This window comes from Bacillus sp. DE0042, from assembly GCF_007680225.1.
Taxonomy (GTDB): domain Bacteria; phylum Bacillota; class Bacilli; order Bacillales; family Bacillaceae_G; genus Bacillus_A; species Bacillus_A wiedmannii.
Genome location: NZ_VEJP01000001.1, coordinates 1,065,929 through 1,083,096 on the forward strand (window position 1 = coordinate 1,065,929; position 17,168 = coordinate 1,083,096).

Annotated in this window: 12 protein-coding genes; 1 reads left to right on the forward strand and 11 read right to left on the reverse strand. The window is 35.4% G+C overall.

Translation table 11 applies throughout. The features are described 5' to 3' along the window. Positions 1-67 precede the first annotated feature (67 nt). The 6 genes from FS802_RS05145 to FS802_RS05170 all read right to left on the reverse strand — a co-directional run bounded on the left by FS802_RS05145 (position 68) and on the right by FS802_RS05170 (position 10,200). Positions 68-3,262 (reverse strand): DEAD/DEAH box helicase, encoded by a 3,195-nt coding sequence (locus FS802_RS05145; protein WP_098654425.1) that lies wholly within the window; start codon positions 3,260-3,262, stop codon positions 68-70. 118 nt (positions 3,263-3,380) lie between these two features. Then, on the reverse strand, positions 3,381-4,313 hold the full coding sequence (locus FS802_RS05150; RefSeq protein WP_098707256.1) for a response regulator: 933 nt from the start codon (positions 4,311-4,313) through the stop codon (positions 3,381-3,383). A gap of 2 nt (positions 4,314-4,315) precedes the next feature. Continuing rightward, positions 4,316-5,614: a sensor histidine kinase gene (locus FS802_RS05155; protein WP_080014180.1), complete on the reverse strand. Its 1,299-nt coding sequence runs from the start codon at positions 5,612-5,614 to the stop codon at positions 4,316-4,318. 63 nt (positions 5,615-5,677) lie between these two features. Continuing rightward, positions 5,678-7,390, reverse strand: a complete 1,713-nt coding sequence (gene malS / locus FS802_RS05160; protein ID WP_002096733.1) for an oxaloacetate-decarboxylating malate dehydrogenase — start codon at positions 7,388-7,390, stop codon at positions 5,678-5,680. A 74-nt stretch (positions 7,391-7,464) separates the two neighbouring features. Next, positions 7,465-8,904 carry an aspartate ammonia-lyase gene (gene aspA / locus FS802_RS05165; RefSeq protein ID WP_000224176.1) on the reverse strand — a complete coding sequence of 480 codons (1,440 nt, stop codon included), beginning with the start codon at positions 8,902-8,904 and terminating at the stop codon, positions 7,465-7,467. A 24-nt stretch (positions 8,905-8,928) separates the two neighbouring features. Continuing rightward, positions 8,929-10,200: a cation:dicarboxylate symporter family transporter gene (locus FS802_RS05170; protein ID WP_000713278.1), complete on the reverse strand. Its 1,272-nt coding sequence runs from the start codon at positions 10,198-10,200 to the stop codon at positions 8,929-8,931. A gap of 378 nt (positions 10,201-10,578) precedes the next feature. Between FS802_RS05170 and pyrH the strand changes: the two genes are divergently transcribed. Next, positions 10,579-11,322, forward strand: coding sequence for a UMP kinase (gene pyrH, locus FS802_RS05175; RefSeq protein WP_064476472.1), 744 nt, complete (start codon positions 10,579-10,581; stop codon positions 11,320-11,322). Positions 11,323-11,374: 52 nt separating this feature from the next. Here the strand turns inward: pyrH and cls are convergent, their stop codons facing one another. The 5 genes from cls to FS802_RS05200 all read right to left on the reverse strand — a co-directional run bounded on the left by cls (position 11,375) and on the right by FS802_RS05200 (position 17,166). Further along, positions 11,375-12,586: a cardiolipin synthase gene (gene cls / locus FS802_RS05180; protein WP_141545871.1), complete on the reverse strand. Its 1,212-nt coding sequence runs from the start codon at positions 12,584-12,586 to the stop codon at positions 11,375-11,377. Positions 12,587-12,696: 110 nt separating this feature from the next. Next, positions 12,697-13,842, reverse strand: coding sequence for an ABC transporter permease (locus tag FS802_RS05185; protein WP_000651862.1), 1,146 nt, complete (start codon positions 13,840-13,842; stop codon positions 12,697-12,699). Between the two features lies 1 nt (position 13,843). After that, positions 13,844-14,953: an ABC transporter permease gene (locus FS802_RS05190; RefSeq protein WP_001020180.1), complete on the reverse strand. Its 1,110-nt coding sequence runs from the start codon at positions 14,951-14,953 to the stop codon at positions 13,844-13,846. 37 nt (positions 14,954-14,990) lie between these two features. Next, positions 14,991-15,929, reverse strand: coding sequence for an ABC transporter ATP-binding protein (locus FS802_RS05195; RefSeq protein ID WP_001093809.1), 939 nt, complete (start codon positions 15,927-15,929; stop codon positions 14,991-14,993). 136 nt (positions 15,930-16,065) lie between these two features. Continuing rightward, on the reverse strand, positions 16,066-17,166 hold the full coding sequence (locus tag FS802_RS05200; protein WP_098654428.1) for a sensor histidine kinase: 1,101 nt from the start codon (positions 17,164-17,166) through the stop codon (positions 16,066-16,068). Between the last annotated feature and the right edge of the window lie 2 nt (positions 17,167-17,168).

The following is a 17,168-nucleotide window of genomic DNA, read 5'->3' on the forward strand; positions in this document are numbered from 1 at the left end:
AAACAAAATATAATTATTACAACAAAAAAGCTATGCACTCATACATTTGAAGGCATAGCTTTTTATATTAAATCATTAAAATATCTCGAATTTCTTCCTCCGTCATTGATGATAATTTCTCTTCTCCCGGCTCAATCACTTGAGCGATTAAATTTTTCTTACTCTCTTGCAGTTCATGCATTTTTTCCTCAATTGTTCCGTGGGCCACCAACTTAATAACTTGTACCGTATTTTTTTGTCCCATTCGATATGCTCTATCAGCTGCTTGTTGTTCAACAGCTGGATTCCACCATAAATCGTATAATATAACTGTATCGGCACCCGTTAAGTTAAGACCCGTACCACCAGCTTTTAAAGAAATGAGAAATAGATCCCCTTCCCCCTCGTTAAACCGATTACATAGCTCTACACGTTCTTGTGATGGTGTACTCCCGTCTAAATAAAAGTATGGAATCGCTTGACGATTTAACTCACGACCAATAATAGACAGCATCTTCGTAAATTGAGAAAAGATTAAAATTCTCTTACCAGTACTTCTGCATTCCTCTAGTATCTCTAGTAGTTGTTCAAATTTAGCTGAACTACCCTTATAATCATCAACAAATAAAGCCGGATGATTACAAATTTGTCGCAATCTCGTTAAGCCAGCTAAAATTCTAATTTTATTTTTACGTAACGTATCTTTATCTAAATGTTTTAACGTTTCTTCCCTTAATTTCGCTAAATAAGCGGCATAAAGTCTCTTTTGATCTGGTAATAACTCCGATGACTGTAAGTGCTCTATTTTATCTGGAAGCTCCTGTAATACGTCTTCTTTTAATCGTCTTAATACGAAAGGTTTTACGCGCTTCGCTATATCTTCGCGCCTTAAATCACCGAATTCTTTTCTTCCTGGTAATAATTCCGGAAATACGACATGGAAGATAGACCATAGCTCTTCTAATGAATTTTCTACAGGCGTTCCCGTTAGCCCGAAACGGTATTCAGCTTGAATTGTTTTCACTGCTTTTGCAGTTTGGGTTGTAGGATTTTTAAACGCCTGTGCTTCATCAAGAAACAGTGTATGAAACGGCCTCGCATACGATCTTATATCTCTTCTCAGTAATGGATATGACGTAATTACGACATCAAATTCCACTATGTCTTTTAATATTTTTCGCCGCTCTGTTTGATTTCCATCTGCAATAACCGCTCTAATATGCGGGGCGAATTTTTTCAATTCACTAAACCAATTATAAACAAGAGAGGACGGTGAAACGACTAATATAGGTAGTTTTTTTTCTCGAATTTCAGGCAACACAGAATCTATGTAAGCAATACTTTGCAGCGTTTTTCCAAGTCCCATATCGTCTGCTAAAATACCGCCAAAACGGTAATAGGCGAGTGTTTTCATCCACTCAAATCCGTATACTTGATACTCTCTCATTACAGCATTTAAAGTTTGCGGCACTGTAAACTTTAATTTTTTCGGATTTTGAATGCTTTCCACTAAATCTTGAACAGACTCATCTAAACTTAAAACATTACCTTCGTGAAGTCCGTTCATCCATTTCACACTCCGAATAAGCGGAACATTCACTTCTTCCCCATGTAAAAATTCTTTTCGAATACCTGATTCTTTTACAAACTGATTAATTTCATTAAACTCTTTGCTCTCTAGTGATAATAAAGAACCATTCGCTAATCGATAATATTTGCGTTTCTCTTCAAGAGCCACTAATACACCTTTAATTTCTGCTTCCGGTATTCCTTTTATATCAAAACGAAATGACAACCAATCAATTCTTTCTTTTCTTCTCACTCTAATAAGTGGTGCTGTATCCCCTTTATGAATACGTAATTTAATTGCTGTCGTCGCATAAATGTCAACCAAGCCTTTTAACGACGGAACGACGTGATATAAAAAGTTATACTCAGCCTCTTCATTATGCATAAAATAACCGCCTTCTGTTTTTGCAAAGGCACTTTCACTCATAATGTCTAAAATCTCTTTTTCCTTTTTCTCATCACGATTAAAAACAGACGGCTGTCCATCTTCTTCTAACGGATTGATCATGACGTTTCCATAATGAAATTCAAGACCTGCTAACAAACGATTTTTCACTCGATCTAAATACAGCTTTGCTTTTAGCGACGGCGTTTCAACACGATCTGATATTACTTCATCAATGCGTACCGTTCCCAGTTTCATTAATCCTGGCACAACTTTCGCTACAAAATGTTCCATCTTACTTTCAGGAATATAAAACTGATTGCTATTTGAGCGACTCATCATCTTTTGCAATTCAATAAGTCGCATACAATCTTCCATAGGTAAATGATATAATTTCCCATCGTAAAGAGCGTTGTTATACATTTCCATAACTTGAACACGATTTAGGCCGTCTATATGAAGTGTGAATCCACCATTATTTCCTTTCGTAAACTCAAAATGTAATGGCAATAAACCGTTTGAAATTTGTAAACCCTGAAACTGTTGTTCATTTTGTTTCAGCTGTACATACTCAACTTTAGAAAGTGAAGAGAGCATATCTTTCCACGAAGCTGGCGGTATGAATATCATACTTTCATCTTGTTTCGCATGTACTTCTAACGCATCTTCATACATTTTTTCATTATGATACATTTTAATAAGCTGCTGAATAACCGCATCTGTTTCCTGGCTGAAGCTATGTACATCTGGTGTGTATGTAAATTCATTAGAACAATGAAAAGTCTCTCTCTTCTCCACTTTAGAAAGAAATTCTCTAATATGCTTTATAAAATATATTTTCGCAAGTTTTAACTGAATTCCAAGAAGGGCCCCACCACTTTTCGTCGCTACTGGTGAACATATAAACGCAACATCTAATATTTCACGTGTATCAAAACGGTGTTGTTTACTTTTTGGCCGCAGTGGTTTGTCTGCAAACAACTGAAACATTCCGCTCGTTAATTGATCATTTCCGCTCATATTTTCGGACATGCCGCCCGTTTGCTGGTTATAATTTATTTGTATCAGTACGGCTGCAACATGTTGACAGTACGTTTGAAAAGACGCTAATGAAGGACAACTACATCTCGCAACTACATCACCTTTTTTAGCTTTTTCTACTGTAACATGAAAATCTTCATTCCCTTTTACCGTCGCCTCACAAATTTCTTTCGTTTCATCATAATGATTCACGATTACTTTATTTGCTTTATAATAAGCTTCACCTCTTTTATATGAGGTCTCTCCGCATACTTCTTTTATAATCGATTTATTTAATGTAAAACTCATTGTTTTGACACTTCCTTAATGTAAAACCATTTTCTCTTACTTAACATTTTACATGCTCTACGAGAAAATATAAAATATTGATTGAACAAAAAAAGATGCTTATTTATAAGCACCTTCTTCACTCTATCTCCATCAACCGTTTCGCCTCAAAATATAACACTTGAATAAATTTTTTCGTATTAATTCGTATATGGCCAGAAGTCGCTAGTTCATCCTTTGTCATTTCTGTCATCCGTTTTCTAACTATCGTAAAATCAAAAAATTTCGGAGCATAGCTTTCAAATTTTGGATTTGAAAAGTCTGTTAGTCCGAGGGAGGCTAAATGATTCAATGATTGATAAATCGCTCTTCTTACACGTTGTTCAGATGCTTTTCTCTCCTTATCTATATCTGCATCCGAAGCTATATGATCTAATTTTTTTAATGTTATTTGGTGAAAAATATCTTTTAACGCAGGAAATCCAAATTCAAATGTTTGCGCCTTTTCTTGTCCGTATAAATATTCCAGCATACTAAGTAAATCTTTACTTCCGTTCTCTCCCGCAATACCGAGTTCTGCTAGTAAGAAGCGTCCTGAATCTGATAACTTTTTTCCTTCTTGCACTGTTTCACTACGCATTTGCGGATTTTCCCACTGAAACACATTATTTAATGATTTTTGAATGTCATATATAGAACGTTCCAAACGAATACGCTCCATCACTTTTCGTACAACAGATATTACTTCTATTTTGTTTAGTGGTTTCGTAATATAATATTCTACACCAAGTGTATACGCCTCACCAATGAGCTGTTTCGATTCCACTTGGGAAATCATAATAATTTTCCCAGTAAATGAAGACGCTATATGGCGAACTGTTTCAATGCCATCTCTCATCGGCATTAGTAAATCAATAAATAAAATATCTACTTTTTTATAATTTAGCTGTTCTGCTTCAACAAAAGCTCCATCTTCCGATTCTCCAATTACTTCCCCAAGATCGCCATCCTCAATAATTTGCGAAAGCATCGAACGGAAAACTTCATCATCATCTACGATATAATAAAACAAACCTATTCCCCTTCCCGCTTTAAACTGCACTCCGGTAAACAAACGATAAACTTACACCCTTTTCCTGTTTCATTGTCTTCTAACCTTACTTCTCCGCCGAGCTCTGTTACCATTTCGTGTATGTAAGAAAGTCCAATACCTGTTGACGGTGTTCCTGTTTGATCATACTTGGAAGTAAACCCTGGCTTAAATACTAATTTCTTATACTTTTGTGCAATACCAGGGCCATCGTCAATTACTTCAAAGATTACATGTTGATCTCGTTTATATAACTTAATACGAATGAGACCTCTATCTTCAATTGCTTCCACTGCATTGGCAACTAAATTATTAAAGATTGATAGCACTGTATACACGTGATATGCAGCGTGTTCACCTTCTATATGTTTTGAAAAACGTATATCTTTCCCTAGCATTTCAGCATATTTCTCATTTATTCTTACGATCATTTCTGTAAGCTCATGTCCTTCTACATACTCAGCCACATTTTTATCTAATAACAGTTTAGATAACCCTGCAAAAATTCTTTGATTATCCTTTTTTATTTCATGTACTTCTCCCGCTATTTTCAATGCTATTTTACTGCTAGAATCATCGCTTGTCTGTAAATTCCGATATAGTTGATATGCTTCTTGTGTAATCAACTCTGCATTTTGTAACGTTTTTTTCAAGTGAACAGATTCTACATATAAATTTGAAAGGTGCATTAACATTTTTTCATTTTCTTTTCGGACTTGTGACTCTTTTAATTTCGTTTCATATAAAATCATCATATTTAAAAAGCCAAGTGCAAAGAAACTACGAAAAATAGCAATAATAATTAATTTATTCACTTCAGAAACTGTTATTGTTGTACTGAGTACTACCATATGATAAATCGCAAGTTCTGACATACTTGCGATAATTTCAATTGTAATTCCAAGGCACCCAATAACGATTGGTTTCTGATGAAACTTATTCACCCTACAAAGTGAAAAAAGACTTCCATAAATAAAATAATAAAAGAACACAGCATAGCGCAAATAAAATGATTCTGTCATATGAAATGAACCTTGCATGATCCAATCAAGGCATACACGGAATAAAACGACACATATACCGACAAGAATACCCGCAGCCCCTGCTGGTATTCTTCTTAAAAATAATAATAAAAAGAAGAAAAGCGGTGTCCCAAAGCTAACGCGAAACGTATCGTTAAAAGGATGAAAATTAAGCTCTCCAGCAATCGGAACAACTACCATTAATATAATTAAAAGGGATATATCTTTCTTCCATAATTGATTCCAATTCAAAGGTGCCACTTCCTATACTTTTTTCGACAATAAAAGTGAAAGCCCGCTTATTATAATAAACGGGCTTTATTTCTATATTCTAACCTTTTCTACCGCTTTTATTTGGCGGTACTCCGGCTCCCATATTGCTTCTTTCACTGCAATCTTGATATCGTTATCACTTAAGTTCTCTCTAGCAACACCTTCTGCAACGGCAACTTTCGCTACTTCAATTGCAACCATTTCCGAGATATTACGTAGCTCTTCAACTTCTGGTAAGATAGGTGCCCCTGGCTGACTTGTATCTACCATGCTTGCAACTGCTTCAGCAGCTGCTGCAAACATTCCATCCGTCATGACGCTTGCACGTACAACAATTGTTCCAAGACCAAGACCTGGGAAAATAAGTGCGTTATTTGATTGTCCAATCACATACGTTACACCGTTGTATGTAACTGGTTCAAATGGACTTCCTGTTGCAACTAATGCTCTTCCTTCTGTCCACTCGATTAAATCAGCTGGTTTTGCTTCAGCAAGTGGCGTCGGATTCGACATCGGTAAAATGATTGGTCTTTCTACGTGAGAAGCCATTTCTTTAATAATCTCTTCTTTGAATGCTCCTGCAACAGTTGATGTACCGATTAAAATTGTCGGTTTTACATGCTTCACAACTTCAGCAAGTCCGATCACATCATTTTGTTTCCACTCACTTACTTCCGCTTCTTTTCTTGCATATGGAATTTGGAAATCAAGAAGATCTTCCATATTATCTGTAACTAACCCGTTACGATCAATACACCAGAAACGCTTATATGATTCTTCTTCTGATACGCCAACGCGGACCATTGCATCTCTAACTTGATCTGCGATACCGATTCCAGCCGTACCAGCACCAAACACAACAACGCGGTGTTCACTTAAAGGTACACCCGAAACTTTCACTGCCGATAACACAGCAGCAAGTGAAACTGCACCTGTACCTTGAATATCATCATTAAATGTACAAATATCATGACGATATTTATCTAAAATTTTTCGTGCATTTCGAGAGCTAAAGTCTTCCCAATGTAAAAGTGCTTTCGGGAATTGTTTATTCACTGCTTGTACAAATGTATCAATAAATTCATCGTAAGCTTCACCAGTTATACGAGGGTGACGATTTCCAATATAAAATGGATTGTTTAATAGTTCCTCACGATTTGTACCCACATCTAAAATTACCGGTAATACACGGCTAGGATCGATACCAACTGCGGCCGTATAAACAGCTAATTTCCCGATTGCGATGTTTATACCACCAACACCCCAGTCACCAATTCCAAGTATGCCTTCTCCATCTGTTACAACGACTAAATCAATGTTTTCAGCTGTTGCACCGATATTGGCGAATGCTTCTTCGATACCCGACGGATCGTTAATTGATAAATACACACCACGTGGTTTACGGTATTCATGACTATACCTTTGAATTGCTACACCGACTGTTGGTGTATATACAATTGGTAACATTTCACGTAAGTGATTTGTTAATATACGATAAAATAATACTTCATTTCGATCATGTAACGCTGTTAAGTATACGTTCTTTAATAAATCATCCGGCTGAGAACAAAATTGTTCATACGCTCGGCGTGCTTGTTCTTCTAAAGTTAAAACTGCTGGCGGTAATAACCCTTTTAAACCTAATTCTTCTCTCTCTTCTTGCGTGAAAGCGACCCCTTTATTTAAAAGTGGTGTCGATAATACTTCTACTCCTCTTAATGTCGTTTCTAATGAACCATTAGAAGCTACTGTAAACTTACTCATAACATCCCTACCTCTATTCATATATAGCATTTCTATATTGTAAACAAAAAAGAGGGGATTGTCCCCCTCTTCTTTTAATTTTTCTTTAAAAGAGTTGCTCCTGCAATCCCTGGGTGCGTCATTTCGAATGGATCTAGAATTAACTCTAGGTCTTCTTGTGACAGTACACCATTTTTCACACAAAGTTCTCGAACGGATTGACCTGTTGCAATTGCTTCTTTCGCAACGCGAGCTGCTGCTTCATAACCGATATGAGGGTTCACGGCTGTAATAATTCCTACACTCTTCTCAACATACTCTTTTAAGCGATCTTCATTCGCTTCAATTCCTTTTAAGCAATTATCTGTAAAGGCACGGAAACCGTTATTCATAATGCTAATAGATTGAAGTAAGTTGAAAACAAGTACTGGTTCCATAACGTTTAATTCTAATTGTCCTGCTTCTGAAGCAAGGCAAATTGTATGGTCGTTACCAATTACTTGGAACGCAATTTGATTAATTACTTCTGGCATAACAGGGTTTACTTTCCCTGGCATAATAGATGAACCTGGTTGACGAGCAGGCAACATAATTTCCGCTAAGCCAACACGTGGACCTGATGCCATTAAGCGAAGGTCATTCGCAATTTTAGACATATTCATCATACATACTTTCAGTGCTGCTGATACTTCTGTGTATGCATCCGTATTTTGCGTTGCATCTACTAAGTCTTCTGCACCAACAAGTGGCAGTTCACTAATTGTAGCTAAATGTTTTACAACTGCTTCAATATATTCTGGATCTGCATTTAAGCCTGTACCAACTGCAGTTGCTCCCATATTTACTTCATATAGATGTTGACGTGATTGCTTGATACGTTTCATATCACGTTCAAGTACGCGAGAATACGCTTTAAATTCTTGTCCAAGACGAATTGGCACAGCGTCTTGTAAATGTGTACGACCCATTTTAATAACATGATCGAACTGCTCTGCTTTTAATTCAAATACATCGTGCATATAACCCATCGTTTGTAATAAGCCTTCTAATGCATTTAATGTTGCAATATGAATCGCCGTTGGGAATGCATCGTTTGTTGATTGCGCCATGTTTACATGACTATTTGGACTAATATAATGATAGTCTCCCTTTTCCATTCCTAATAATTCAAGAGCACGATTGGCAATGACTTCATTTGCATTCATATTCATTGAAGTACCTGCTCCGCCTTGGATTGGATCTACGATGAAATGATCATGCCATTTTCCATCAAGAATTTCTTGAGCGGCTTCTGCGATCGCGCCGCCCTTGTTCAATTCCAATCTTCCTACATCTGTATTAGCAAGCGCTGCAGCCTTTTTTACAATTGCGAATGCTTTAATTAAGCCTTCATGGATTTTGTATCCTGTAATTGGGAAGTTTTCTACTGCACGCATTGTTTGTACGCCGTAGTATGCATAGTTTGGCACTTCTTTTTCACCTAAAAAATCTTTTTCAATTCGAACACCATTTTTAACTTCAGTTAATGTTGCCATGATTATTCACTCCTTAACGATTTCTTATGCTGCTTTTGTTTCTTTGACTGTTTCTACATATTGTTTTGCTTTCTCATTATCGAATTCGCCTTCCCACTTCGACATAACAATGGCCGCTAATGCATTTCCTAATACATTGACAGATGAGCGAATCATATCTAAAATGCGGTCAATTCCCGCAATTAACGCTATACCTTCTAGTGGTAATCCCATTGAACCTAACGTTGCTAATACAACAACGAACGATGCACCTGGAACTCCCGCCATACCCTTGGATGTTAACATGAGAACGAATAATAACGTAATTTGCTCTGTCAGTGACATGTGCACACCGTACATTTGTGCAACAAACAATGCCGCTAACGCTTGATAAATAGCCGATCCAGTCAAGTTGAATGTATAACCTGTCGGAATAACGAAAGAGGCAACTGCCTTTGGACAACCGAACTCTTCCATTTTTCTCATTATATTAGGTAAAACAGCTTCTGAACTTGCTGTCGTAAATGAAAGAATAAGTTCTTCTTTTAAAATTTTCATTAATGTAAAAATGTTTACGCCAACCATTCGTGCATTAATCCCTAATACAATCACAACGAATAGTATAACAGTTACGTATACAGCTAGCACTAGTTTTCCTAAAGGAAGTAGTGTTGCTACACCAAATTTTGCAACCGTAACTGCAATTAATGCGAATACACCAAATGGTGCAAATTTCATAACTTGATTTGTAACCCAAAACATCGCTTCGAGTACACCTTCAAAGAAGTTAAAGACGGGCTTTCCTTTGTCTCCAATTGCCGCAACTCCTAAACCGAATAATACTGAGAAGAAAATAATCGGTAATAAGTCACCTTGTGCAATCGATTCAAATACGTTTTTCGGTACAATATGAACAATCGTTTCTGCAAAGCCTTTCTTCTCTGTTGCATCTGCTGTTTGTTTATAAGAAGAAATATCACTTTGCTGTAAATTACTCATATCAACGCCAGTACCTGGTTGGAATATATTCGCTGCAAGTAATCCCATTAAAATAGCAATCGTCGTAATAATTTCGAAATAAAGAATTGTCTTACCGCCCAGTTTCCCAAGCTTCTTCATATCTCCTACACCAGCTACCGCAACAATTAATGCTGAAATAACAATTGGTACTACAATCATTTTAATTAAGTGAATAAATATATCCCCAATTGGTGTGATATAAGAAATCGCCGTTTTATTGCCATAAAAGATTGCCCCTACTACAATCCCTAAAACAAGCGCGACAAAAATTTGTGTTGCCAATCCGAATTTTTTCATTTATGTTCATCCCCTTCATGCGAACGCTTTCATTTCGTATTTATAAAAGCTTACTCACACATCTTATAGGCGAACCTACAAAATCATACAAAAACCTACAAGTTCGTCACAAAAAATTCGAAAATTTTTCTTTTCTTTTTCATTGACACCTTTTCATTAAAAAGAAATAAAATATACTTGATAAGTAATCAGATTGTTTCGTATAATCAAAAAGATATATACTTACAACAAATCGAAATGAAAAGGAGTGGATGATATGAAAAATTATGTACAAAAATTCGTCCTATCTTCTTCTTTTCTTTTTCATTTTCTAAAAAAGGAACAAAGGCATTTGCCTTTGTTCCTTTTTTATTGCGATCTATATAGGGGGGAATTGTTATGAGGCCATATAAACGTGTCTTAATTAAATTAAGCGGCGGTGCACTTGCCGATCAAACCGGAAATAGCTTTAACTCCAAAAGATTAGAACATATCGCAAACGAGATTTTATCCATTGTTGATTTAGGTATCGAGGTATCTATTGTCATCGGAGGCGGTAACATTTTCAGAGGTCATTTAGCTGAAGAATGGGGAATTGATCGTGTAGAAGCTGATAATATCGGTACGTTAGGTACAATTATCAACAGTCTAATGCTACGCGGCGTTTTAACAAGTAAAACAAATAAAGAAGTACGCGTTATGACTTCCATCCCGTTTAATGCTGTAGCTGAACCATATATCCGCCTACGCGCAGTACATCATTTAGATAACGGTTATATCATTATCTTTGGAGGTGGTAACGGGCAACCATTTGTTACGACAGATTATCCAAGTGTTCAAAGAGCCATTGAAATGAATAGTGACGCTATATTAGTCGCAAAACAAGGAGTAGATGGCGTCTTTACTAGTGATCCAAAACATAATAAATCAGCAAAAATGTACAGAAAACTAAACTATAACGACATTGTTAGGCAAAACATACAAGTAATGGATCAAGCCGCTTTATTACTTGCCCGTGATTATAATTTGCCAGCACACGTCTTTAACTTTGATGAGCCTGGAGTTATGAAAAGAATTTGCTTAGGTGAGCATGTGGGGACATTGATTAATGATGATGCTTCATTGCTTATGCATGAAAACTAATGATTTCTCATTAAAAAGGGTGTCTATAAAAGACACCCTTTTCCATTAACCTTTATAAATAAAAGTCCACCAATCCTGCTAATTTCTCCTTACACCGCTCCCAAAAAGATAACTTCTCAAAAAACTCTTTCGTCATCTCTTTTGAATCACGAAAATCTTTTGTTAATGCCTCATTCACTTCTGATACGATAGTCCCACCGTGAATATACAAATTCATCTCATCATTAATATAAAAGCTACGTGCAGTTATGTTCGTTGTACCGATAACAGTTAGTTCATTATCAATCAGCATTAACTTTCCATGAAACATTCCTTTTTTATAACCATATACTTTAATCCCATTATTAACAGCTTGACGAATGTAAGGATACGCTGCCTCTTTAATAAGAGGAATATCTGGTTTATATGACCAAAGTATTTTCACTGTGACACCACGTTTTTGCGCTTCAATTAAAGCATTCATAAATTCTTTATTTTTCGCTATAAAATAAGGTGTTGTAATGACAATTGAATGCTTCGCTTGTTTTATTAATTCGATATACTTTTCAGCGACGTAATGTCCATTATAGCTAGTCATCGTATGTAATGTGCTCCCTTTACTAGCTTTATTCGTACTTCTTTTTATATGTTCTTTCGTATCTCGTCTCCAATCTAAAGCGAATTGCTCTTCTAAATCTTTCGCTCCTTCTCCTCTAAGCCGCACATGATAATCACGCCAATATCCAAATCGCTTATCTTTTCCTAAGTACTCATCTCCCATATTAAAACCACCTGTATACCCAATCTCCCCATCAATGGTCGTAATACGGCGATGATTACGATGGTGAAGTGAATAAAATCCGAATGGCAATTCAGGTTTTCTACTATATGTAAAATGCACACCACTTTCCCGCAATTCATTTTTCATCTTTCTTTCAAATGATAAATCATTAATGCGATCAACTGATAAATAGACGTTTACTCCTTCTTTTGCCTTCTCTTTTAATAAGTTTAAAAAAGTATGGCTACTTTTATCATCCGACAAAATAAAAAAATACGTGTAAATAGATTGCTTCGCCTCTCTTATATCAGTAAATAACTGTTTATAAAATGACTTTCCTTCTACATATAATTGAAAATCACTATAATGAGGAGCGTACTCTGTCGGCATATTTTTCCCGACTTCCATTTTTCTTCCGAGCGTAACGTCAATATGCATCCAAATTAAAACAAAAACGAAAATAGTAATTACAATAGAAGTAACTCGCAATATTTTTTTTATCATTTTGATTTCCTTCCGCTCATTTTCTTTCCACTCTTCTATTTTGTCATTCCAATTTAAATTTCATGCTCCATACAAAAAAGGATGCGACTTAACGTCACACCCTTTCTCCATTAAACAAAGTTTCTCGCATCATTATTTCTTCCAAACTTATAAATAGCAATTAAGAAGAATGCTACCGCAAAGGCAATTAGGATTAAAATATTTAAATACAAATCTGAAACTGGAATTCCTTGTTGTAGTTTTGATACCGTATCTAATAGCCATCTTTGCGGAAGAAAATCAGCTACTTTTTGCACTGCTTTCGGCATAATATCATATGGAAAATAACATCCAGCGAGTAAACATGTCGGTACAATGATCATATTTTGCAGTGCATTTGCCGATGCTGAGTTTTTCGAAAAAGCGACAAGCACTAACGATATTCCAATCGCTATTAAAGCAAATAGCATGAGTACGCCAAGCATCACTATGAAAGGCATATTGATATTCGTATGAAAAACATTCGTTAGGAATAGGATTGTAATCAGAATTTGTACTGTTAATAGCAGCATATTTACCCCGACATTAGATAATATGAATTTCTTCCCATCTATCGGCGTTGATAAGAGTCTAAAATACGTTCTATTTTCTTTTTCTTTTAAAATATAACCTGATAAGTTCGCTGCTGAAAATAGCATAAACATAATAAGGTAACCCATCGTTTGGTTTGTCATATCTTTATTTTTCGAAGTATCTTCTAGCGTCTCAGTTTTCATTTTAAATGAACCTTTTTGATATCCTGCGTACATAGTATCAAATGCACTTTGATCTGTTCCTGCTACTTTACTAATAGCTGCTACATTATCAATATAATTGTATAAATATGATTTTATAAATCCTGTTACTTGATCACCTTTAATCGATGAAATTTCAATATGATTTGGTTTCCCTTCTCGAACACTTTTTGAAAAACCAGAATCTAATGTAATAACTCCATCAAGTTTTTTGGAAGTGAGTTTATCTTCTACTTCAGATTCTTTAATTTTACTTACCTTTACATGATTTAATCCTTCTAAAAATTTCACCGTATCATTTGCTATAGATTGATTTTCTTTATTAATAACCCCGATATTTAACGTCCCTTGCCCCATATTCCCATACATCGAGAAGGAGATTAGTGTTCCGATTATCGGCAAACTAATAATAATGAATAACCCTTTTTTATTTTTCAAAAGTACAGATAACGTTTTTTGTATGAGCCATAAAATATCTTTCATACTATAGCCCCTCCCGTCTACGTAATGCAATAATTGCAATTAATAAAAAGAGTGCTGAAATGCCAAGGTTTAAACATATTACCGGTAGTGCTGCTCCTACATCATTTGCATAAATAATTTTCATAACAGCTGTGTTTGCCCACGTTAATGGTGATAAATTCGTAACGAAATTTTCTTCTATTACGAAATATGCACCACCAAAAATAGAGGCTAATTGCACAATAACCATAATAATCGCTCTAGATGATTCCGGTGTTTTTGTAATATATCCAATTCCTAAACCGAAGCTAATTGCTAGAAAAATTTGTGTTAATAAAATAAGAAATATGATTCCAAGATGGTCGCCCCAATTCGCTTGAAAAACAAATTTACTAAATAACATGACGAGTAATATGCACAGAGCATTTGCTACTAGGCTACCAAGTACTTTTCCAATGAATATTTCAGCCTTACTTATAGGTGCAGCAATGAGACGATCTCCTGTTTTACGTATTCGTTCTCCTCGAATTAAAGAACTCGCTCCCATCGCAGCATATAGTGCAATCATCGTTGTCATTACAACCGCGTAGTAATCCATAGAACCTGGCTTTTTCGCAGCTTGTAAAGATGTTTCTTTTATATAATCATTATGATTTCCGCTTGAAATAACCGCGCTCACCTTACTAGGATCAACTTTTGCAACTTCGGCCGCTACATTGTACTTATCAATAAATGTTGTAAGCATGCCTTCCACAATACTTCCCTCAATACTACTTTTGTCACTTCCGTAAAATTTCGCACCATCTTTATTTAATTCTACATAAGCAGCATATTTATTTTGCTTCACTTCTTCTTTCCCATCTATACTGCCGGAAGCTTTTTTAAAATGAATACCCGATTTATCGACTTCTTTCGTAAATGCTTCGAACGTTTGAGAAAATGTGCTACTCGCTTCATCTTTGTAGAGCACTTGTATATCTTTAATCGCTTGACTATCGCTATCAAATGCATTCGTTAACGCTGTTCCTAACACAAGCATTAGTACAATCGGAAATGCTAACATAAAAACTAAAGTTCTTACGTCCCTGAAATCTCTTTTAATATGCATAACTGCAATATTGAAGATGTTCAATTGATGAACCTCCCTTTACCTTTTCTTCATTTACCTTTTATTTATCTCGTAAGTTTCTTCCAGTCAACGTAAGGAATACTGTTTCTAAGTTCGGGGCCTGCTCCTCTAACGAACGAATTTCAATGTCATGATTAATGAAATGCTGAATAATTTTATTTAAATTATTTACTCCTGCATCCGAGTTTACCTTGATTACGTTCTCTTCAACTTGAACAGCTTTCACACCGTTTATCTCTTTTAACTTTTCTACATCTAAATTTTCTACTGACTTCACTTCAACCCAAATGTCTTTCGTATCAGTAATAATCGCTTTTAACTGTTCTTTCGTTCCTTCTGCAATCACTTTACCGTGATCTACAATTGCTATTTTCGAACAAATCTCTTCTACTTCTTCCATGTAGTGACTCGTATAAATAATAGTACTTCCCATTTCATTTAATTTCCGAACAGACTGAAGGATATAGTTTCTTGACTGCGGATCAATTCCAACTGTCGGCTCATCCATAATAATTAACTTCGGTCTATGAGCAATCGCACAAGCAATATTCAGTCTTCGTTTCATCCCGCCAGAAAAGTTTTTCGGGTAACTTTTATGCTTATCACTAAGCCCTACAAATTGAAGTGCTTCCTCTACTCTCGCTTTTAGCTCAGCTCCTCTTAACCCGTACAATCCAGCAAAGAATTTCACATTTTCATAGGCAGTTAACTCTTCATAAATCGCAATATCTTGCGGAACGATACCGATGTTCATTTTGGCAAATCGATTATGTTTCTTTATATTTTTTCCTAGTATGCTAATTTCACCTTCATTACTTCTTAGCAATCCAGCAATCATATTTATCGTTGTACTCTTACCAGCACCATTTGATCCTAAAAAGCCAAATATCTCTCCTTCTTTAATAGATAAAGACATATTATCTACCGCGATGAAATCACCAAATTTTTTCGTTAAATTTTTAATTTCTAATGTATTCATCATTTCACCCCTATTTCGGTTTCTCTGCTTTTAGTATAAACAAAAAAAATGAACCTGCTCAGTGCAGAAGTTCATTCTTTTCACATGAGATTATTCACTTTTTTCATATGAGATGATTCATCCTCGTCATAATTTCCTATATGGGCAACAGCATCGTTACTGAAAAACCACTTCTTCCGTCTACAATAATTTTTCCGTTTACTGATGCTGTTCGCTCCTCCATCCCCATAATCCCGAGACCTTTCTTAACGAGAGCTGCACCTTTTCCATTATCCTTCACCTGTACTTTCACCATCTTGTTAAGTACATGAATATCGATTGAAATGACTGTCGCATCAGCATATTTCATCGCGTTCGTTAGTGCCTCCGTAACATTTTCACCGATAATCTTCCACTGAATTGGAGAAATCATATCTAAATTCCCTTTATATACGAAAGGAATATTTATATCATGTTTACCGGCAAATTCCTCTATGAATAATTTCATACGATGAATACCAATTTGCTCAGTTGGCGGCTTCATATTTTTTAATGTAACCCGAATACTTTCAATTCCATCTTTCGATATATGAATTGCATTTTGTAATAACTCGGCAGATTTTTCTTTATCTATCCCCATTAACCTCTTTGCTGCTTCCATTTGAATTAGCGCCCCTGTCATCGAGTGGCCAATTTTATCATGAATTTCTTGTGACAACCGATTTCTCTCTTCTAACTTAAATGTGTACTCTGATTGCTTTATGTACTCTTTATTTTCATGTAAGCTTTTCGTCAGCCGCTGCATATCTTTTCGCATCTTATCATTTTGTGATTCAAGCTTTAATACACGCGATATATACCGTTCTGCCATAGTTAATACAATAAAAGAAAATGTAACAATTAATCCATATGTCATTCGAATACTTTCTTCTGTAAAGATAATAGGAATCATCATAATGATAAAGAGCTGCCATTTCTTCTCTATATAACGAAATATAACTTCATATAAGTTCAATGGTAAAAATAAAATAAAAAATGGATGAACCTTCCATGTAAATAATATAACTATGCCAATTGACAGATTAGATAATATGTTTTTGTACGTATCTTGTTTAAATATAGAGATCAGCACATTTACAGAAAGATATAAAAGCAAAGTAAGTATAATCCATGGTAAGTTCACAACATTTAAATAAATGTAACTAAACACAATATATATAAAGACAATTAATTTACTTACAATTAACCAAAATTCCATAT

What these genes read in the sequence shown, in the direction of transcription:
- FS802_RS05145 (WP_098654425.1), bottom strand. Translation starts at nt 3,262, where the DNA reads ATGAGTTTTACATTAAATAAATCGATTATAAAAGAAGTATGCGGAGAG.
- malS (WP_002096733.1), bottom strand. Translation starts at nt 7,390, where the DNA reads ATGAGTAAGTTTACAGTAGCTTCTAATGGTTCATTAGAAACGACATTA.
- aspA (WP_000224176.1), bottom strand. Translation starts at nt 8,904, where the DNA reads ATGGCAACATTAACTGAAGTTAAAAATGGTGTTCGAATTGAAAAAGAT.
- FS802_RS05170 (WP_000713278.1), bottom strand. Translation starts at nt 10,200, where the DNA reads ATGAAAAAATTCGGATTGGCAACACAAATTTTTGTCGCGCTTGTTTTA.
- pyrH (WP_064476472.1), top strand. Translation starts at nt 10,579, where the DNA reads ATGAGGCCATATAAACGTGTCTTAATTAAATTAAGCGGCGGTGCACTT.
- cls (WP_141545871.1), bottom strand. Translation starts at nt 12,586, where the DNA reads ATGATAAAAAAAATATTGCGAGTTACTTCTATTGTAATTACTATTTTC.
- FS802_RS05185 (WP_000651862.1), bottom strand. Translation starts at nt 13,842, where the DNA reads ATGAAAGATATTTTATGGCTCATACAAAAAACGTTATCTGTACTTTTG.
- FS802_RS05195 (WP_001093809.1), bottom strand. Translation starts at nt 15,929, where the DNA reads ATGAATACATTAGAAATTAAAAATTTAACGAAAAAATTTGGTGATTTC.
- FS802_RS05200 (WP_098654428.1), bottom strand. Translation starts at nt 17,166, where the DNA reads ATGGAATTTTGGTTAATTGTAAGTAAATTAATTGTCTTTATATATATT.